Annotated in this window: 15 protein-coding genes and 2 pseudogenes; 7 read left to right on the top strand and 10 right to left on the bottom strand. The window is 72.0% G+C overall.

Features of this window, described 5'->3' with window-relative positions:
• Positions 1–20 precede the first annotated feature (20 nt).
• Positions 21–1,199 (bottom strand): dephospho-CoA kinase, encoded by a 1,179-nt coding sequence (gene coaE / locus CO540_RS28870; RefSeq protein WP_099164359.1) that lies wholly within the window; start codon positions 1,197–1,199, stop codon positions 21–23.
• Between the two features lie 189 nt (positions 1,200–1,388).
• Positions 1,389–2,918: a 30S ribosomal protein S1 gene (rpsA, locus tag CO540_RS28865; RefSeq protein WP_091573367.1), complete on the bottom strand. Its 1,530-nt coding sequence runs from the start codon at positions 2,916–2,918 to the stop codon at positions 1,389–1,391.
• 320 nt (positions 2,919–3,238) lie between these two features.
• On the opposite strand from rpsA, the gene CO540_RS28860 reads away from it, so the two are divergent.
• The 7 genes and pseudogenes from CO540_RS28860 (at position 3,239) to CO540_RS28830 (ending at position 7,164) form a co-directional block, all read left to right on the top strand.
• The gene (locus CO540_RS28860) at positions 3,239–4,042 is read left to right on the top strand and encodes a class I SAM-dependent methyltransferase (protein ID WP_099164358.1); all 804 of its coding nucleotides are present in this window, start codon (positions 3,239–3,241) and stop codon (positions 4,040–4,042) included.
• Positions 3,940–4,320 (top strand): annotated as a pseudogene (locus CO540_RS28855) (Uma2 family endonuclease); the annotation flags it as partial. The gene CO540_RS28860 and the pseudogene CO540_RS28855, both read left to right, overlap by 103 nt.
• A 187-nt stretch (positions 4,321–4,507) precedes the next feature.
• Positions 4,508–4,726: a DUF2945 domain-containing protein gene (locus CO540_RS28850; RefSeq protein ID WP_099164357.1), complete on the top strand. Its 219-nt coding sequence runs from the start codon at positions 4,508–4,510 to the stop codon at positions 4,724–4,726.
• Positions 4,713–5,057 (top strand): annotated as a pseudogene (locus CO540_RS28845) (DUF3140 domain-containing protein); the annotation flags it as partial. The gene CO540_RS28850 and the pseudogene CO540_RS28845, both read left to right, overlap by 14 nt.
• Before the next feature lie 44 nt (positions 5,058–5,101).
• Positions 5,102–5,968: a CPBP family intramembrane glutamic endopeptidase gene (locus CO540_RS28840; protein WP_099164355.1), complete on the top strand. Its 867-nt coding sequence runs from the start codon at positions 5,102–5,104 to the stop codon at positions 5,966–5,968.
• Between the two features lie 40 nt (positions 5,969–6,008).
• Complete coding sequence (locus CO540_RS28835; protein WP_099164354.1) at positions 6,009–6,758, top strand: SDR family NAD(P)-dependent oxidoreductase; 750 nt, start codon at positions 6,009–6,011, stop codon at positions 6,756–6,758.
• Positions 6,759–6,789: 31 nt separating this feature from the next.
• Positions 6,790–7,164 carry a MerR family transcriptional regulator gene (locus tag CO540_RS28830; protein ID WP_253866264.1) on the top strand — a complete coding sequence of 125 codons (375 nt, stop codon included), beginning with the start codon at positions 6,790–6,792 and terminating at the stop codon, positions 7,162–7,164.
• Positions 7,165–7,201: 37 nt separating this feature from the next.
• On the opposite strand, the gene polA is transcribed toward CO540_RS28830, so the two are convergent.
• The 8 genes from polA to CO540_RS28790 all read right to left on the bottom strand — a co-directional run bounded on the left by polA (position 7,202) and on the right by CO540_RS28790 (position 17,067).
• Positions 7,202–9,901 carry a DNA polymerase I gene (polA, locus tag CO540_RS28825; protein WP_099164352.1) on the bottom strand — a complete coding sequence of 900 codons (2,700 nt, stop codon included), beginning with the start codon at positions 9,899–9,901 and terminating at the stop codon, positions 7,202–7,204.
• 105 nt (positions 9,902–10,006) lie between these two features.
• Positions 10,007–10,717 (bottom strand): ABC transporter ATP-binding protein, encoded by a 711-nt coding sequence (locus CO540_RS28820; RefSeq protein ID WP_099164351.1) that lies wholly within the window; start codon positions 10,715–10,717, stop codon positions 10,007–10,009.
• On the bottom strand, positions 10,707–11,627 hold the full coding sequence (locus CO540_RS28815) for an ABC transporter ATP-binding protein (RefSeq protein WP_172967960.1): 921 nt from the start codon (positions 11,625–11,627) through the stop codon (positions 10,707–10,709). The genes CO540_RS28820 and CO540_RS28815 overlap by 11 nt, the downstream gene beginning before the upstream one ends.
• Entirely contained in the window at positions 11,620–12,774 is a 1,155-nt protein-coding gene (locus tag CO540_RS28810) for a branched-chain amino acid ABC transporter permease (protein ID WP_099164349.1), read from the bottom strand. The genes CO540_RS28815 and CO540_RS28810 overlap by 8 nt, the downstream gene beginning before the upstream one ends.
• Positions 12,771–13,721, bottom strand: coding sequence for a branched-chain amino acid ABC transporter permease (locus CO540_RS28805; RefSeq protein ID WP_099164348.1), 951 nt, complete (start codon positions 13,719–13,721; stop codon positions 12,771–12,773). The genes CO540_RS28810 and CO540_RS28805 overlap by 4 nt, the downstream gene beginning before the upstream one ends.
• 95 nt (positions 13,722–13,816) lie before the next feature.
• Positions 13,817–14,980 carry a branched-chain amino acid ABC transporter substrate-binding protein gene (locus tag CO540_RS28800; RefSeq protein WP_099164347.1) on the bottom strand — a complete coding sequence of 388 codons (1,164 nt, stop codon included), beginning with the start codon at positions 14,978–14,980 and terminating at the stop codon, positions 13,817–13,819.
• Positions 14,981–15,240: 260 nt separating this feature from the next.
• Positions 15,241–16,398 carry a hypothetical protein gene (locus CO540_RS28795; RefSeq protein WP_099164346.1) on the bottom strand — a complete coding sequence of 386 codons (1,158 nt, stop codon included), beginning with the start codon at positions 16,396–16,398 and terminating at the stop codon, positions 15,241–15,243.
• Between the two features lie 48 nt (positions 16,399–16,446).
• Positions 16,447–17,067, bottom strand: a complete 621-nt coding sequence (locus CO540_RS28790; RefSeq protein ID WP_091573355.1) for an ANTAR domain-containing response regulator — start codon at positions 17,065–17,067, stop codon at positions 16,447–16,449.
• Between the last annotated feature and the right edge of the window lie 40 nt (positions 17,068–17,107).

Genomic DNA, 17,107 nt, shown 5'->3' with positions numbered 1-17,107 from the left:
CGGGCGGGACAGGCGCCGCCTCAGGGGCGCCAGCCGGTCTGCGCGGCCCACTCCTCGGCCCGCAGGTGCTCCTCGTCGAACCAGGGATCGCCGAGCGTGCCCTGCTCGGCGCCCGCCGGCGCGGTGGCCGCCAGATCCCGCTTGACCTGGAGGTAGTCGGCCCGCCGCCCGGGGTCGGCGCGAAGGTGGTCGCGCATCAGCAGCGCGTACCGCCAGCCGGCGGAGCCGGCCGCGCGCAGGTGCAGCAGCACCGGACGACCGGGGTCCGCGCTGCCGTGCAGCCGCTTCGCCCAGTGCACCCGGTCGGGCCGGCGCGGCGCGTCCCACCACTCCCCCGGCAGGCGGGGGAAACCGGCCTCGGCCAGCCGGTCGGCGAGCGGCCCGTCCGCCTCCTCCAGCGACGGCACCGTCAGCTGGATGTCGATGACGTCGGGCGCGGCCAGCCCGGGCACGGCGGTGGAGCCGACGTGGTCGACCCGGACGTCGCCGCCGACCGCGTGCCGGATCCGGGCGGCCAGCCGCGCGTACTGCTCGGGCCAGGTCGGGTCGGGCCCGGTCGGCGCCGGCGGACCGGGCCGCACCGCGTGCCGCGCCCGGAGGTTGCGCTCGTAGGGCAGCAGGCGCTCGTGCCAGAGGCGGTCCACCGCGTCGTGCAGCTCGGCCAGCGTGCCGTCATTGGTGAGCAGCGCGTCCGCCACCGCCCGCCGGCGGGCGTCGTCGGCCTGCGCGGCGATCCGCCGCTCGGCCTCGGCCGGGTCCATGCCCCGGTCGCGGGACAACCGCGCCAACCGGGTCGCCACCGCCGTCTGCACCACCAGCACCAGGTGGTACGTGGGCGCCAGCCCCACCTCCACCAGCAGGGGCACGTCGTTGACCACCACCGCGTCGGCGGGAGCGGCGGCGACCAGCTCGGCGGTCCGCGCCCGTACCCGGGGGTGGGTGATCGCCTCCAGCCTGCGGCGGGCCGCCTCGTCGCCGAAGACCACGGCGCCGAGGGCGGCCCGGTCCAGCGCCCCGTCGGCGTCCAGGACCCGGTCGGAGAAGGCGGCGACCACCTCGGCCAACCCCTCGGTGCCCGGGGCGACGACCTCGCGGGCGATCCGGTCCGCGTCGACGACCACCGCGCCGAGCGCGGCCAACCGGCGCGCCACCGCGCTCTTGCCGGATCCGATTCCGCCCGTCAACCCCACCCTCAGCACCCGGACAGTCAACCGGATGCCCGTCCGCGTGCCAACCGGACCCCGCCGGCGACGACCGGATCCGGTCGTCGCCGGAAACGGAGCGGACCCCGCCCCCGGCGCTCCGCTGGTGCGGAACGCGGGGACGGGGCCCGTTCGTCGGAGGCGACCTGCCGACCCGCCCGAGGGTGGACCGACGTCAGCGACCGGTCACTTGCCGCCGGCGAGCTTCTCCCGCAGCGCGGCGAGCGCCTCGTCGGTGGCCAGCGTGCCGGCCGGCTCCTCGGCCTGACGGCTCGGGGCCGAGGTCGAGGTGGTGGTGGCGCTGGTCGTGGCCGGAGCCGGGTTGGCGGCGGCCTCGGCGTCGGCGGCGCGGGAGGTCTGCACCTGCTTGGTGTGGGCCTCCCAGCGCTGACGCGCCTCGGCGTACTGCTGCTCCCAGGTCTCGCGCTGCTTGTCGTAACCCTCGAGCCACTCACCCGTCTCCGGGTCGAAGCCCTCGGGGTAGATGTAGTTGCCCTGGTCGTCGTAGGTCGCGGCCATGCCGTAGAGGGTCGGGTCGAAGTGCTCCTCGCCCTCGACGAAGCCCTCGTTGGCCTGCTTGAGCGACAGCGAGATCCGGCGGCGCTCCAGGTCGATGTCGATGACCTTGACCATGACCTCGGAGCCGACCTGCACGACCTGCTCGGGGATCTCCACGTGGCGCTCGGCCAGCTCGGAGATGTGGACCAGGCCCTCGATGCCGTCGTCCACCCGGACGAAGGCGCCGAACGGCACCAGCTTGGTGACCTTACCCGGCACGATCTGCTGGATCGCGTGGGTGCGGGCGAACTGACGCCACGGGTCCTCCTGGGTCGCCTTCAGCGACAGCGAGACCCGCTCGCGGTCCAGGTCGACGTCCAGGACCTCGACCTCGACCTCCTGGCCCACCTCGACGACCTCGGACGGGTGGTCGATGTGCTTCCAGGACAGCTCGGAGACGTGCACCAGGCCGTCCACGCCGCCCAGGTCGACGAACGCGCCGAAGTTGACGATCGAGGAGACGACGCCCTTGCGGACCTGCCCCTTCTGGAGCTTGTTGAGGAACTCGGTGCGCACCTCGGACTGCGTCTGCTCCAGCCAGGCCCGGCGGGACAGGACCACGTTGTTGCGGTTCTTGTCCAGCTCGATGATCTTGGCCTCGAGCTCGCGGCCGACGTACGGCTGCAGGTCACGCACCCGCCGCATCTCGACCAGCGACGCGGGCAGGAAGCCGCGCAGGCCGATGTCGAGGATGAGACCACCCTTGACGACCTCGATGACCGAGCCGCGGACGACGCCGTCCTCGTCCTTGATCTTCTCGATCGTGCCCCAGGCCCGCTCGTACTGCGCCCGCTTCTTGGAGAGGATCAGCCGACCCTCCTTGTCCTCCTTCTGGAGGACGAGGGCCTCGATGTGGTCACCGACCGAGACGACCTCGGCGGGGTCCACGTCGTGCTTGATCGACAGCTCCCGAGAGGGGATGACGCCCTCGGTCTTGTAGCCGATGTCGAGCAGGACCTCGTCCCGATCGACCTTGACGACGGTGCCTTCGACAATGTCGCCGTCGTTGAAGTACTTGATGGTCTCGTCGATCGCGGCGAGGAAAGCCTCCTCGGAACCGAGATCGTCGTGCGTGACCTTGTTGGCGCTCGAGGGGGCCTCGATGCTGCTCGTCATGTGGGCGGTTGCTCCGGTCGGATGGGTTGTCACAGCGGGCATGGGTGTCGCGGTGACTCTTCCGCGCCAGCGGATCCGTCGCGGGGCACACCGAACGATCGACGCGAGAAGATCATTAGTGGCTCCGGTGACCGCGCACCTGCTCCCTGCCGAGGCACACGATCCGCGAGCGCATCGTCTAGCCTACCCGCTGCATTACCACAGCGTGCAAGCCCTCCCGGGTCCGTGCGACCTCATCCGCTGCGAAAGCGGAGATTTCGCGCGGTAAGGTGCCACAGCTGTCTCGTCCGTCACATCTTCCCCACCCGCAACACGCCGACCCCGACCGGATCCGGCGCCCCGCTCGGCCCTAGCGTGGACGGGTGGACGACGACAGGGTGACCCGCCGGCGGGTCGACGCCGCCGAGATCCGCCGCGCCAACCGGGGCTGGTGGGACACCGACGCCGACGCCTACCAGGCCGAGCACGGCGCGTTCCTCGGCGAGACGGACTTCGTCTGGTGCCCGGAGGGGCTGCGCGAGGCCGACGCGCGGCTGCTCGGCGACGTCGCCGGCCGGCGGATCCTCGAACTCGGCGCCGGCGCGGCCGCCGCCGCCCGCTGGCTGGCCGCGCAGGGCGCCCGACCGGTCGCCCTGGACCTCTCCGCCGGCATGTTGCGGCACGCCGCCGAGGCCGCCGACCGGACCGGGGTACGCGTGCCGCTGGTGCAGGCCGACGCGCTCGCGCTGCCGTTCGCCGACGCCGCCTTCGACACCGTCTGCACCGCGTTCGGGGCGATCCCGTTCGTGGACGACTCCGCCGCGGCGATGCGCGAGGTGGCCCGGGTGCTGCGCCCGGGCGGCCGGTGGGTCTTCTCGGTCACCCACCCGATGCGCTGGATCTTCCTCGACGACCCGGGCGAGGGCGGGCTGACCGCCGTGCACTCGTACTTCGACCGGTCCCCGTACGTCGAGCAGGACGAGCGCGGCCTGGCCACGTACGTGGAGCAGCACCGCACGCTCGGCGACCGGATCCGGGAGCTGGTCGGCGCCGGCTTCCGCCTGCTCGACCTGGTGGAACCGGAGTGGCCGGCCGGGCACGAGGGGATCTGGGGCCAGTGGAGCCCGCTGCGCGGCCGGCTCTTCCCCGGCACCGCGATCTTCGTCGCCGAGAAGCCGGCCACCTGACGCCTGGCGGACGCGGCCTCTGGCTGCGGTCGCACGCCCCGGTTCATCTGCGGGTTGCCCAGTCCGTCGGTGTCGGGCTCAGTTCGAACACCAGCCGGCAACCGGACGTGCTGCTGTGTGACGCCGGACTGGGCAGCGACCGGTCCCTGCCGCGAGCGGCGGACGTCGTCCTGGCCGTCGAGATCGTCTCCCCCGGCACCCGGCGGGTCGACCGGTTCGCCAAGCCGGGCGAGTACGCCGCCGCCGGCATCCCGTTCTACTGGCGGATCGAGCAGGATCCGATGCACCTCTACGCCTACCGCCTCGGTGACCGGATCGGCCCGGGCGGCGAGCGCCAGTACGAGCTGGTGACCGACGGCAGCGAGGTGATCGAGCTGACGAGCCCTTCGCCATCAAGCTGCCGATCGCGGAGATCCGGCCCTGACCGTGCCGTTAGCCGCTGGTGCCGGCGGGTAACCGGCCGGCATGGCCGAGATGGAGTTCCGCGCCGGCGACCACGTCTCCTGGGCCAGCCACAGCGGCCGGGCGTACGGGGTCGTCAAGGAGAAGCTGACCGAGCGCACCCACGTCCGCGGGCACGCGGTGGACGCCTCGCCGGAGCAGCCGCAGTACCGGATCGTCAACGACGACTCGGGCCGCGACGTCGCCCACCGCCCGGAGGTGCTGCGCCATGAGTCGCGCTGAGGATCCGCAGCAGACCTACCGGGAGTTCACCGACGCGGTGAACATGAAGCCCGCCGAGCTGACCCGCTGGCTGGAGAGCGACGAGTCCAAGCACGTCGGCTGGCACAAGAAGGGCACCCAGGGCGGCGAATCCGTCGGGCACGACTCCGGCCGCAGGATCGTCGACCTGCTGCGCCGCAAGCGCGCCGACCTGACCGCGGCCGACTACAAGCACATGCGCAAGGTGATCGGGTACGTCCACCGGCACCTCGCCCAGCGGCCCTCCGGCGACGTCCGGGACACCCGCTGGCGCTGGTCGCTGATGAACTGGGGGCACGACCCGCTCAAGGGCTGAGCCCGCCTGGTCGCTCGCGGCGTGTTGGTACCGTGCCGGCGATGACGACAGGCACCTCGATCGACGGCCGTCATCCCCGTGCCGGACGGGCGGTCCTCGTGGCGGGCCTCGGGCTGGTCGCCGTCGCGGCGCTCGTGCTGGTGGCGACCGGCAACACCGGCGTCAGGTACAGCGCCGACCACGACGGCACCGTGCCCATGTGGAACCGGTGGATACCGGCGCTGGTCGGCATCGCCCTGATCCGGCTGATCCCGCCCGCCGCCGACCCGCGATGGCCGGACCCGGTCGCGCCGTACCGCGAGGCGGTGCCGCTGCTGCTGGCCGGCGTCGCGTTCGCCGCCGTCATGCCGCTGCTGGGCGGCGAGCCCGCGTACTCCGTGCTGAAGCTCGCGCTGCTGCTCGGCGTACCGGTCGGGGTGTTCCTGGCCGCGCGCCGGCGGCCGCCGCGGTGGCGGCCCGGGCCGGCCCCGGCGGACGCCGCCCACCGGTGGGGTCCGGCGCTGCCGGTGGCGGTGTGGCTGGTGCTCAGCTACGCGACGCCGCTGGCCGTGCCGGCCAGTGAATGGGGGCGCACCGTCACCGTGGTCGAGCTGGTCGTCGTGCTGCTGGTGGGCTTCGCGGTGAACGCGGTGCTGGAGGAGGTGTTCTACCGGCGGTGGCTGCAGACCCGGTGGGAGTCGCTGCTGGGCCGCTGGCCGGCGATCGTGCTCGCGTCGCTGGTCTGGGCCGCGTGGCACGTGGCCATCCAAGGCAGCGGCCGCCCCGGCGTCGACCTGGCATCGGTGATCGTGAACCAGGGCGTGATGGGGCTGTTCCTCGGCTACCTGTGGTCCCGGTACCGCCGGATGTGGCCGCTTCTCGTGGTGCACGGCGCGGTCAACGCGATGCCCGCGCTGCTCGGCCTCTGACTTGACCCTGCCGCAGGCGGCAGGGTCGGACGATGCCGGCATGGAACGCCGCACGCCACGCGTCGCCGTGGTCACCGGTGCGGGCACCGGCATCGGCCGGGCCACCGCACACGCCTTCGCCACGTCCGGGTACGCCGTCGTCGCCGTCGGCCGGCGCGCCGCGCCGCTGTCGGAGACCGCCGCCGGCCGGCCGGCTGTCACACCGCTGGCCGCCGACGTCACCGCGCCCGACGGGCCCGGCCGGATCGTCGGCGCCGCGCTCGACCGGTACGGCCGACTGGACGTCCTGGTCAACAACGCGGGCGTGGCCGGCGGCGGGCCGCTGGCGGAACTGGACGAGGACGCCGCCCGGCGGCAACTGGAGACGAACCTCCTCGCGCCCATTCGGCTGGCGCACGCCGCCGTCGAGGCGCTCGCCGCGACACGCGGCGTGCTGGTCAACGTCACCACGTCCGTCGGCCTGCGCGCCTGGCCGGGCAGTTCGGTGTACGCGGCCGGCAAGGCCGCGCTGGACTCGCTGACCCGCAGCTGGGCGGTGGAACTCGCGCCGCGCGGCGTCCGGGTGGTGGCCGTGGCGCCCGGCGCGATCGACACCCCGATCGGGGTGCACAGTGGCCTGTCCCCCGAGCGGCGCGCGGCGGTGCGGGACTGGCAACTCGCCCACACACCGGCGGGCCGGATCGGCCGCCCGGAGGACGTAGCCTGGGCGATCCGGCGGCTGTGCGAGCCGGAGGCCGACTTCGTCACCGGCGTGGTGCTGCCGGTGGACGGGGGCGCGGTGGTCGCGTGAGAGGACGGTGGCGGCGGTGCGGATCGGCGCGGTGGCGAAAGCGACGGGCTGCACGCCGCGTGCCCTGCGGCACTACGAGGAACACGGGCTCATCGCCTCGGTCCGGGCGGCGAACGGCTACCGCGAGTACGACGAAGCGGTGGTCACCCGGGTCCGCAACATCCGTCACCTGCTCGACGCCGGGCTGACGCTGGACGACGTGCGGGTCTTCCTGCCCTGCCTGGACGGGGACCTGGCCTCCGCGCCGTCGTCTCCGGCCGGACTGCGGGTCGGGCGGCAGCGTCTGGCCGTACTGGACGCCCGGATCGCCGCCCAGGTGGCCGTCCGCGACCGCCTGGCCGCCGCCCTTCAAGCCGCCGCGCCCACACCCCAGCCTCTGCTTCCGTCTCCACCGCACGTGCCGTGATCAAGGGGTGGGTGTCCGGATCGCACGGGCGGTGGGGTCAGTGGTCGGCGCTGTTCCAGTCGCGGCCGTCGCCGACCGACACCTCCATCGGGACCGAGAGCGGGTGTGCCTGGCCCATCTCCCGGCGCACCAGCACCTCCAGCGCCTCGCGCTCCCCCGGTGCGACCTCGAAGACCAACTCGTCGTGCACCTGCAACAGCATCCGGGACCGCAGCCCGGCCTCGCGCAGCGCGGCGTCGACGCGCAGCATGGCGACCTTGATGATGTCGGCGGCCGAGCCCTGGATCGGGGCGTTGAGCGCCATCCGCTCGGCCATCTCCCGGCGCTGCCGGTTGTCGCTGACCAGGTCGGGCAGGTAGCGGCGGCGACCCAGGATGGTGGAGGTGTAGCCGTCCTGCCGGGCCCGGGCCACCACCTCCTGGAGGTAGTCGCGGACCCCGCCGAACCCGGCGAAGTAGTTCTCCATCAGCCCGCGCGCCTCCTCGGCGGTGATGCCGAGCTGCTGGGAGAGGCCGAACGCGCTCAGCCCGTATGCCAGGCCGTAGTTCATCGCCTTGATCTTGCGCCGCTGATCGGCGGTGACCTGGTCGACCTCGACGGTGAAGACCGACGAGGCGGTCGCCGCGTGGAAGTCGTGCCCGGAGTTGAACGCCTCGATCAGCGCGTCGTCCGAGGACAGGTGCGCCATGATCCGCATCTCGATCTGGCTGTAGTCGGCGGTCAGCAGGGACTCGTAGCCCTCGCCGACCACGAAGGCCCGGCGGATCCGCCGGCCCTCCTCGGTGCGGATGGGGATGTTCTGCAGGTTCGGCTCGGTCGAGGAGAGCCGCCCGGTCGCCGCCACGGTCTGGTTGAACGTGGTGTGGATCCGGCCGTCGTCGGAGACCGACTTGAGCAGCCCGTCGACCGTCGACTTGAGCTTGGCGACGTCGCGGTGCCGCAGCAGGTGGTGCAGCAGCGGGTGCTCGGTCTGCGCGTAGAGCCACTGCAACGCGTCGGCGTCGGTGGTGTAGCCGGTCTTGATCCGCTTGGTCTTGGGCAGGCCCAGCTCGGTGAAGAGGATCTCCTGCAGCTGCTTCGGCGAGCCGAGGTTGAACTCCCGGCCGACCACCTCGTAGGCGGCCTGGGCGGCGGCCTTCACCTCGGCGGCGAAGTGCGCCTCCAGCTCGGAGAGATAGTCGGTGTCGGCGGCGATGCCGGTGCGCTCCATGGTGGCGAGGACCCGCATCAGCGGCAGCTCCACGCCGGCCATCAGCCGGGCGGACTGCTCGCCGTCGCGGGACAGCTCGGCGTCGATCGCGTCGGCCAGGTCGAGGGTGGCCCGGGCCTGGAGCATCAGGTTCTGCTCGGCCGCGCCGTCGTCGCCGAACCCGTCGAGCGTGAGCTGGCCGGTCTCCGGGGCGTCGACGCGCAGCTCGCGGTGCAGGTAGCGCAGCGCCAGGTCGGTGAGGTCGTAGGACCGCTGGTCGGGGCGGGCCAGGTAGGCCGCGATCTGCGTGTCGCGGGCGATGCCCTGCAGGTCCCAGCCGTGCGCGGCGAACGCCAGCACCGCCGGCTTGCTGTCGTGCAGCACCTTCGGGCGCGTCGCGTCGGCGAGCCAGCCGGCCAGGGCGCTCTCGTCGTCGGCGCCCAGGCCGCTCGGGTCGAACCAGGCCGCGGCGCCACCGGCGGTGGCCAGCGCCATCCCGGTCACGGTGGCGGTGTGCCGACGGTTGGGACCGGTGTCGAGGGTGACCGCCAGACCGACGGGCGCGCCCGCGCCGGCGTGCGAGTCCAGCCAGCCCGCGACCGCGCCCGGCTCGGTGAGCACCTCACCGGCCAGCTCGAAGCCGGCCTCCGCCTCCGGCTCGACCGCCTCCAGGTACTGGTAGAGCCGGTCGCGCAGGATGCGGAACTGGAGCGTGTCGAAGACCTGGTGCACGGCCTCCCGGTCCCAGCCCTGCCAGCGGGCGTCCTCCGGGCGCACCGGCAGCTCCAGGTCGGAGACCAGGCAGTTGATCTCGTAGTTGCGGATCACGTCGGCCAGGCGCTCGCGCAGGCTGTCGCCGGCCTTGCCCTTGATCTCGTCGGCCCGGGCCACCACGCCCTCGACGCCGCCGTAGAGATTGATCCACTTGGCCGCGGTCTTCGGCCCGACGCCGGGCACGCCGGGCAGGTTGTCACTGGTCTCGCCGACCAGCGCGGCCAGGTCGCGGTAGCGGTCCGGCGTGACGCCGTACTTCGCCTCGACCGCGGCCGGGTCCATCCGGGCCAGGTCGGAGACGCCCTTGCGCGGGTAGAGCACGGTGACCCGGTCGCCGACGAGCTGGAACGCGTCCCGGTCGCCGGTGGTGATCAGCACGTCCATGCCCTGGTCGCGGGCCTGGCAGGCGAGCGTGGCGATCACGTCGTCGGCCTCGAAGCCCTCCTTCTCGACCACCGGCACGCGCAGCGCGGCGAGCACCTCCTTGACCAGGCTGACCTGGCCCTTGAAGTCGGTCGGGGTCTCACTGCGGCCGGCCTTGTACTCCGCGTAGCGGTCGGTGCGGAAGGATCGGCGGGAGACGTCGAAGGCGACCACGATGTGCGTCGGCTGCTCGTCGCGGAGCACGTTGATCAGCATGGAGGTGAAGCCGTAGACGGCGTTGGTCGGCTGCCCCGTCGTGGTGGAGAAGTTTTCCACCGGCAGGGCGAAGAAGGCCCGGTATGCCAGGGAGTGTCCGTCGACGAGGAGCAGGCGCGGCGTCGTAGCTGTCACGGCAGCGACTCTAGTCCGTGGCCCCGACAACCCGTGGCCGGCGGCACCGGGAACACGACGGCCGGTCGCCCCCACGGGGACGACCGGCCGTCGACCGGTACGACCTCAGGCCACGCCGAGGTACGCGTCCTTGACCGCCTGGTCGTGCAGGAGATCCTGGCCGGTGCCCTCCTTGACGATCCGGCCGGTCTCCAGCACGTAGGCCCGGTGGGCGCGGGAGAGCGCCTGCTGGGCGTTCTGCTCGACCAGCAGGATGGTGGTGCCCTGCTCGTTGATCCGGGTGATGATCTCGAAGATCTGCTGGATCAGCATCGGCGCGAGACCCATCGAGGGCTCGTCCAGCAGCAGCAGCTTCGGGCGGGCCATCAGTGCCCGGCCCACCGCCAGCATCTGCTGCTCGCCACCGGAGAGCGTGCCGCCGGCCTGCTTGCGTCGCTCGTGCAGCCGGGGGAAGAGGTCCATGACCATCTTCAGATCCTCGGCGATGCCCGCGCGGTCCCGGCGGGTGTACGCGCCCATCTCCAGGTTCTCGATGACCGTCATGCCGGGGAAGACTCCCCGACCCTCGGGCGCCTGCCCGATGCCCCGGATCACCCGCAGGTCGGCCCGCATCCGGGTGACGTCGGTGCCGTTGAAGACGATCGAGCCCTCGGCCACCGGGCGCAGCCCGGAGATGGCCCGCATGGTGGTGGTCTTGCCGGCGCCGTTCGCGCCGATCAGGGCCACCACCTCACCCTCGTCGACGTGCAGGCTGATCCCGTGCAGGGCCTGGATCCGCCCGTACAGCAGGGTCAGGTCGTTGATCTCAAGCAGCATCGGTCGGCACCCCCAGGTACGCGGCGATCACCTTCGGATCCTCGCGGACCGCGGCCGGCAGGCCCTCGGCGATCTTCTTGCCGAACTCCAGCACCACGATCCGGTCGGTCACGCCCATGACGAGTCGCATGTCGTGCTCGATCAGCAGCACCGTGGTGCCATTGTCGCGGATCTTCCGGATCAACCCGAGCAGTTCCTCCTTCTCCGCCGGGGTGAAGCCGGCTGCCGGCTCGTCCAGGCAGAGCAGTTTCGGGTCGGTGGCCAGGGCCCGCGCGATCTCCAGCCGGCGCTGCTCGCCGTACGAGAGGTTGCGCGCCAGATCGCCGGCGCGGCGCTCGATACCGACGAAGCGCAGCAGCTCGTGGGCCTTGTCCCGGCCCTCCCGCTCCTCCCGCCAGTGCCGCGGCAGCCGCAGCATCGCGGAGATCACGCTGGTCTTGTGGTGGGCGTCCGCGCCCACCATCACGTTCTCCAGCGCGGTCATCTCCGGGAACAGCCGGATGTTCTGGAACGTCCGGGCGATGCCCGCCTTGGTGATCCAGCTCCGGCGCTTGCCGTTGATCCGCTGCCCGGCGAACCGGATCTCGCCCTCGGTGGGCCGGTAGACGCCGGTCATCGCGTTGAAGCAGGTGGTCTTGCCGGCGCCGTTCGGGCCGATCAGGCCGAGGATCTCCCCCTTGTACAGGGTGAACGCGACGTCGTTGAGCGCCACCACGCCGCCGAAGCGGAGCGTGACGTGGTCGACCTCCAGCAGCGGCTCCCGGCCCGCCGGGGCGGTGTCGCCCGGGTTGGTCTCGACCGGGGTGTCCGACCCGGACTCGGGCGGGGTGCCGACCGTGCTCCGGCCGTCGTCGGCGATGTCCCGCTCGCTGGTCTGATCCCGCTCGCTGTGCATCTGCGGCTCACTCATTGGGCACCGTCTCCTGGGGAACCGCTTCCTTGCGCCGGTCGGCGAGCTCGGCCGCCCGCCGCCGGTTGGGCACCAGACCCTGCGGCCGGAAGATCATCATGACGATGACCACGATGCCGAACACCAGGATCCGGTACTCGGCCGCGTCGAACTCCAGCCCGAGGAGGTCGCCGACGCCGCGCAGCCACTCCGGCAGGTACCAGGTGACCGCGCCGCCGACGATGGCGCCCTTGATGTTGCCGGCGCCGCCGAGGATCACCGCGGCGAGCACCAGGATGGAACTCTCCAGCACGAACTGGTCCGAGTTGATGAACGTCTGCTTGCCGGCGAAGACCGCGCCGGTCAGGCCGGCCACCGCCGCGCCGATGGCGAACGCCCACAGCTTGTACTTGAACGTGGGCACGCCCATCACCTCGGCGGCGTCCTCGTCCTCGCGGATGGCCACCCAGGCCCGACCCACCCGGCTGTTGGCCAGGTTCCGGATCAGCACCAGCACGACCAGGATCAGCGTCAGCATGAGCCAGTAGTACGGCCGGGAGTCGACCACCCCGAACAGCGCCTTGCCGTCGCTGCCGTTGCCCGGCGGGTGCGGGATCGCCGGGATGCCCCGCTGGCCCTGGAGGAGGCCGTCCTGGCGGGCCGCGTACAGCCGGATCATCTCGGCGAAGCCGAGCGTCACGATGGCCAGGTAGTCACCGCGCAACCGCAGTGTCGGGCCGCCGAGGATCACGCCGGAGATCATCGCCACCATCACCGCCAGCGGCACCGCCGCCAGCCACGGCCAGTTCGTGCCGAACCGGCTCTCCGGCGAGGTGAGCAACGCCACCGTGTACGCGCCGAGCGCGTAGAAGCCGAAGTAGCCCAGGTCGAGCAGGCCGGCGAACCCGACCACCACGTTGAGGCCCACGGCGAGCAGCACGAACACGGCGGTGTCGAAGAGCACCCCGGCGAAGTCCGAGCGGGTGGTGTAGAGGGCGAAGTACTCGCTGCCGATCGGGAAGCCCAGGTACTCGTAGAACCACTTGTTGGGCAGGATGTAGAGCAGCACGATCAGCGCGGCGATCGCCGCCCAGCGCACCTGCCTGGGCATGGCGGCCCAGCGGGTCTTGAAGCCCGCGGTCCGCTTCTTGTCCACGGTGGCGGTCATGCGCGCGCCCTCCCGAGAGATTCGCCGAGCAGACCGGTCGGCCGGAACATCAGCAGCACGATCAGCAGCACGAAGCCGGTGAAGTCCTTCCAGTCGCCGCCGAACAGGCCGGCGGCGTAGTTCTCCGCCACCCCGAGCAGCAGGCCGCCGAGCAGCGCGCCGCGGAGGTTGCCGATGCCGCCGAGCACCGCGGCCGCGAAAGCCTTGAGCCCGATCAGGAAGCCGATGTTGAACTTGGTGTAGCTGAACCGCAGATCCCACAGCAGCGCGCCCACGCCGGCCATCAGACCGCCGAGCACGAAGACCAGCAGGATGACCCGGTTCTTGTTGACGCCCATCAGAGCGGCGGTGTCGGCGTCCTGGGCCACCGCGCGGATGCCGCGGCCCAGCCGGCTGCGGTTCACGAACTGGTCCAGCGCCACCATCATGACCAGCGTGACGCCGAGGATCACCAACTGGAGGTTGGTCACCGCGGCGCCGAAGACGGTGAACACCGGCTCCTGCGGGATCATCGTCGCCATGCCGAACGGCGCGCGGCTGGTGCCGATGCCGAAGGACTCGGCGAGCACGAACGAGGCGCCGATGGCGGTGATGAGGAAGGCCAGCGGCGGCGCGTTGCGCTTGCGCAGCGGCCGGTAGGCCACCAGCTCGACGGTGACCGCGGTGGCGGCCGCGGCGACCATCGCCACCGCGAGACCGGCGACGACCGCCAGGATCAGCGGGCCGAGCGCCGGGGCGGCCGAGTTCTGGTCGTAGCCGAGGGCCTGCCAGGTCCACAGGGCGGAAAAGGTACCGACCATGAAGACCTCGGAGTGAGCAAAGTTGATCAAGCGTAGAACGCCGTACACCAGGGTGTAGCCGAGGGCGATGAGCGCGTAGATCGCGCCCTGCTCCAGGCCGGTGATGGTCAGCGCCGGGAAGTTCCCGAAGAGCTCATCGAAGTTCAAATGGGGGCTCCAACTGTGCGGCCAAGCGGTGCGGCCGGGAGAAACTCACTCCCGGCCGCACGCCTGGTGTCCCGTGACAGGACCGGATGAACCGGTCAGCTCTTGGGGATCTCGATGTCGGGGACGACCTTGCCCGCGTTCACCTTGAACGCCCACACGATGACCTGCGCCGGGTCCAGCTCACCGGTGGACTCGAACTTGTAGGTCACGCCGGTGGCGTCACCGGCCTTGTTGTAGGACTTGATGAAGCTCAGCAGGTCGGCGCGGGTGCCCTTGCCGTCCTTGATGCCCGCCAGCATGATCTTGGTGATGTCGTACGACACGTCGGCGTAGGTGCCCGGCTCGGCGTTGTCGAACGCGGCCTTGTAGTCGGTCACGAACGAGCCCTTGGCCGCGGTGGCCGGGGCGCACGGGCAGGTGAGGATCGTGCCCTCGGCGACCTGCTGGCCGGCGACCTTGATGAAGTTGGCGTCGTTGACACCGTCACCGGCGACCATCGTGCCCTTCCAGCCCGCGCCCTTGAGCTGCTTGAGCAGCAGGCCGGCCTCGGTGTAGTAGCCACCGAAGAAGAGGACGTTCGCGCCACTGGCCTGGATCTTGGTGACCACGGCGGAGAAGTTGGTCTGCTTGACCTGGATCTTGTCCTCGCCGGCAACCGCGCCGAGAACCTTCTTCACCTCGTCCACCAGACCCGCGCCGTACGCGGACTGGTCGTCCACCACGTAGACCTTCTCGGCCTTCAGGACGTCCTTGATGTACCGGCCGGCCGCCGGACCCTGCGAGGTGTCGTTGCCGACGCCCCGGTGGAAGATCTTCCAGCCCTTGGTGCTCAGGCTCGGCCGGGTGGCCGACGGCGTGATGATCGGCAGACCGGCCTCGTCGAAGATCGGGTCGGCCACCTCCGACTCACCCGAGAACGCCGGACCGACCACGCCGACGACCTTGGTGTCGCCGGCCGCCTTCTGGGCCAGGGCCGGAGCCTTGGCCGGGTCACCCTGGGAGTCGTACTCCTCCAGGTTGACCTTGCAGTCCGCGTTGTCCTTGTTGTACTGGTCGATGGCCAGCTTGGTGCCGTTGCGCATGTGGATACCGAGACCCGCGGCGTCGCCGGTCAGCGGGCCGAAGAAGCCGATCTTCAGGTCGCAGGCGGCCTTGCTGCCCCCCGCATCGCTACCACTGTCAGCCTTGCAGGCCGCGCCACTGAAAACGAGCGCGCCGATGGCCACACCACCGAGCACCCGTGCGAGCTTCTGCCTCACGGCTCGTACCCTCCTCCGTCCGAAGGCCCGGAAACCACCCAGCGCGAATTGGACCTTGCGAGGGCTGGCCGGACCGACCGCGATCCCGGTCTGGGCCGGGACGTTATCCCACCAGCGGGGGGCGAAGGTAGACCTGAGAAGCGGGGTTGACCTAACCGTTACGTTGAGTGGCCGGATTCACAGCTGTGGTGTAACACACCGGATCACGGGGTGGGACGATCGGACATCCGACACCGACCGGAAACACGCTGGTGAGAACGTCACGCGGGGTGCCACGAGCCCCGCGCGGACCACACCCGCGCCCGGCCACCGTCGTCCACCAGCAGCAGGGCGTCGTCACCCGCCGCCGCGACCGCCACCGACCGGTCGCTGCCCCCCGGAACCGCCGCCGGCAGCGCCACCGGCAACCACCGGTCACCGTCCGGCGAGAACCAGCCCGCGCCCTCCGCCGGACCGGCGAGCACCGCGAACACGCCGTCGCCGCGCGCCGCCAACCCCCACACCCGGGCGGGCCGGTCCGCGCCCCCGCCCGCCGGACCGCCGGTCGGCCGCCAGGCGTCGCCCTCTCCCACCCACGCGCCCACGCCGTCGCCCCGCCGGCCCAACGCCACCGACCGGTCGCCCAGCCGGACCACCCGTTGCAGGTCCTGGTCCACGCCGCCGCCGGGGAGCACCGCACGCCGCCAGGACGACCCGTCCGGCGAGGTCCAGACCGCCGCGTCCGATCCGGTACGCCCCGACGGCAGCACCGAGCCCACCATGAGCCACCCCGACCCGGTCGCCGCGCCGTCGGCCGCCCAGGGCCGGCCCGAACCGTCGGCGACCAGCCCCGGCACACCGCTGACCAGCCGGAACTCCGAGGCGTCCGGCGACACCCAGGCCGCCGCGCCGGTGGCCCGGTTCCCGGAGATCAACCAACCGCCCGGCCCGCCCGCGACCCGACCCACGTTCACCGCGTCCGGGCCGCCGAACACCTCGAACTCCGCCGGCACCTCGACCAGCGAACCGTCCCGGTCCTGGCGCCAGGTGCTGATCCGGGGATTGCCGTGCACCCCGCCGCTACGACCACCCACCGCCACCGGCCGGCCGTCCCGGCAGCCCACCGCGGTCAGCACGTTCTCCGCCCCGTACGCGCTGCGCGGCACCGGACGCAGCGGCGTCCAGGCGACGCCGTCCACACTCGACCAGGCGGCCGGATGCGGCGTCCCGTCCGGGTCCCGCACCGCCCCGACGACGAACCACCGCCCCGCGCAGGCCGCGGCGTCACGCAACACCTCCCGACCGGAGAGGCCGGCCGGCAGCGGCAGGTCGACCTGCTGCCAGGCCGGGCGCAGCGGCTCCGGCGCGGGCCGGTCGGCGGCGTGACACGCGGCCAGCAGCGCCACGAGCAGGCCGAGCACCGCCGCCGGTCGTCGCATGCCGGCGATCGTATCGACCGCCGCCGACCCCGGTAACCCGACGACGGGTCAGGAGGCGGGCTGCGCCACCTCGCCGCCCGCGGTCTCGGCGAGGATCCGCTCGGCGACCTCCTTCATGGTCATCCGGTGGTCCATCGCGGTGCGCTGGATCCACTTGAACGCCTGCGGCTCGGTCATCCCGTACGTCGTCATCAGCGCGCCCTTGGCCCGCTCGACGGTCTTGCGGATCTCCAGCCGGTCGGTCAGGCCGGCGACCTCCGCCTCCAGCGCGGCGATCTCCGAGTAGCGGGACAGCGCGATCTCCACCGCCGGCACCAGGTCGCTCTTCTGGAACGGCTTGACCAGGTAGGCCATCGCGCCGGCCGCCCGGGCCCGCTCGACCAGGTCCCGCTGGCTGAACGCGGTCAGGATGATCACGGGGGCGATGCGCGCGCCGGCGATCCGCTCGGCGGCGGCCAGCCCGTCCATGATCGGCATCTTGATGTCGAGGATGACCAGGTCCGGCTTCAGCTCCTCGGCGAGCTTGACGGCGGTCTCGCCGTCACCGGCCTCGCCGACGACCTCGTAGCCCTCCTCGACCAGCATCTCGGCCAGGTCCAGCCGGATGAGCGCCTCGTCCTCGGCGATCAGAACGCGCTTGCGCTCGGCATCCGTCTGCATCTCGCCCACGAGCCACTCCCACCGGTTCGAACCTGACACCCGCCGTGCC

The organism is Micromonospora sp. WMMA2032 (genome assembly GCF_002688545.1).
In the GTDB taxonomy this organism is placed as follows: domain Bacteria; phylum Actinomycetota; class Actinomycetes; order Mycobacteriales; family Micromonosporaceae; genus Micromonospora; species Micromonospora sediminicola.
This window is presented reverse-complemented; position numbering and strand designations above follow the sequence as displayed.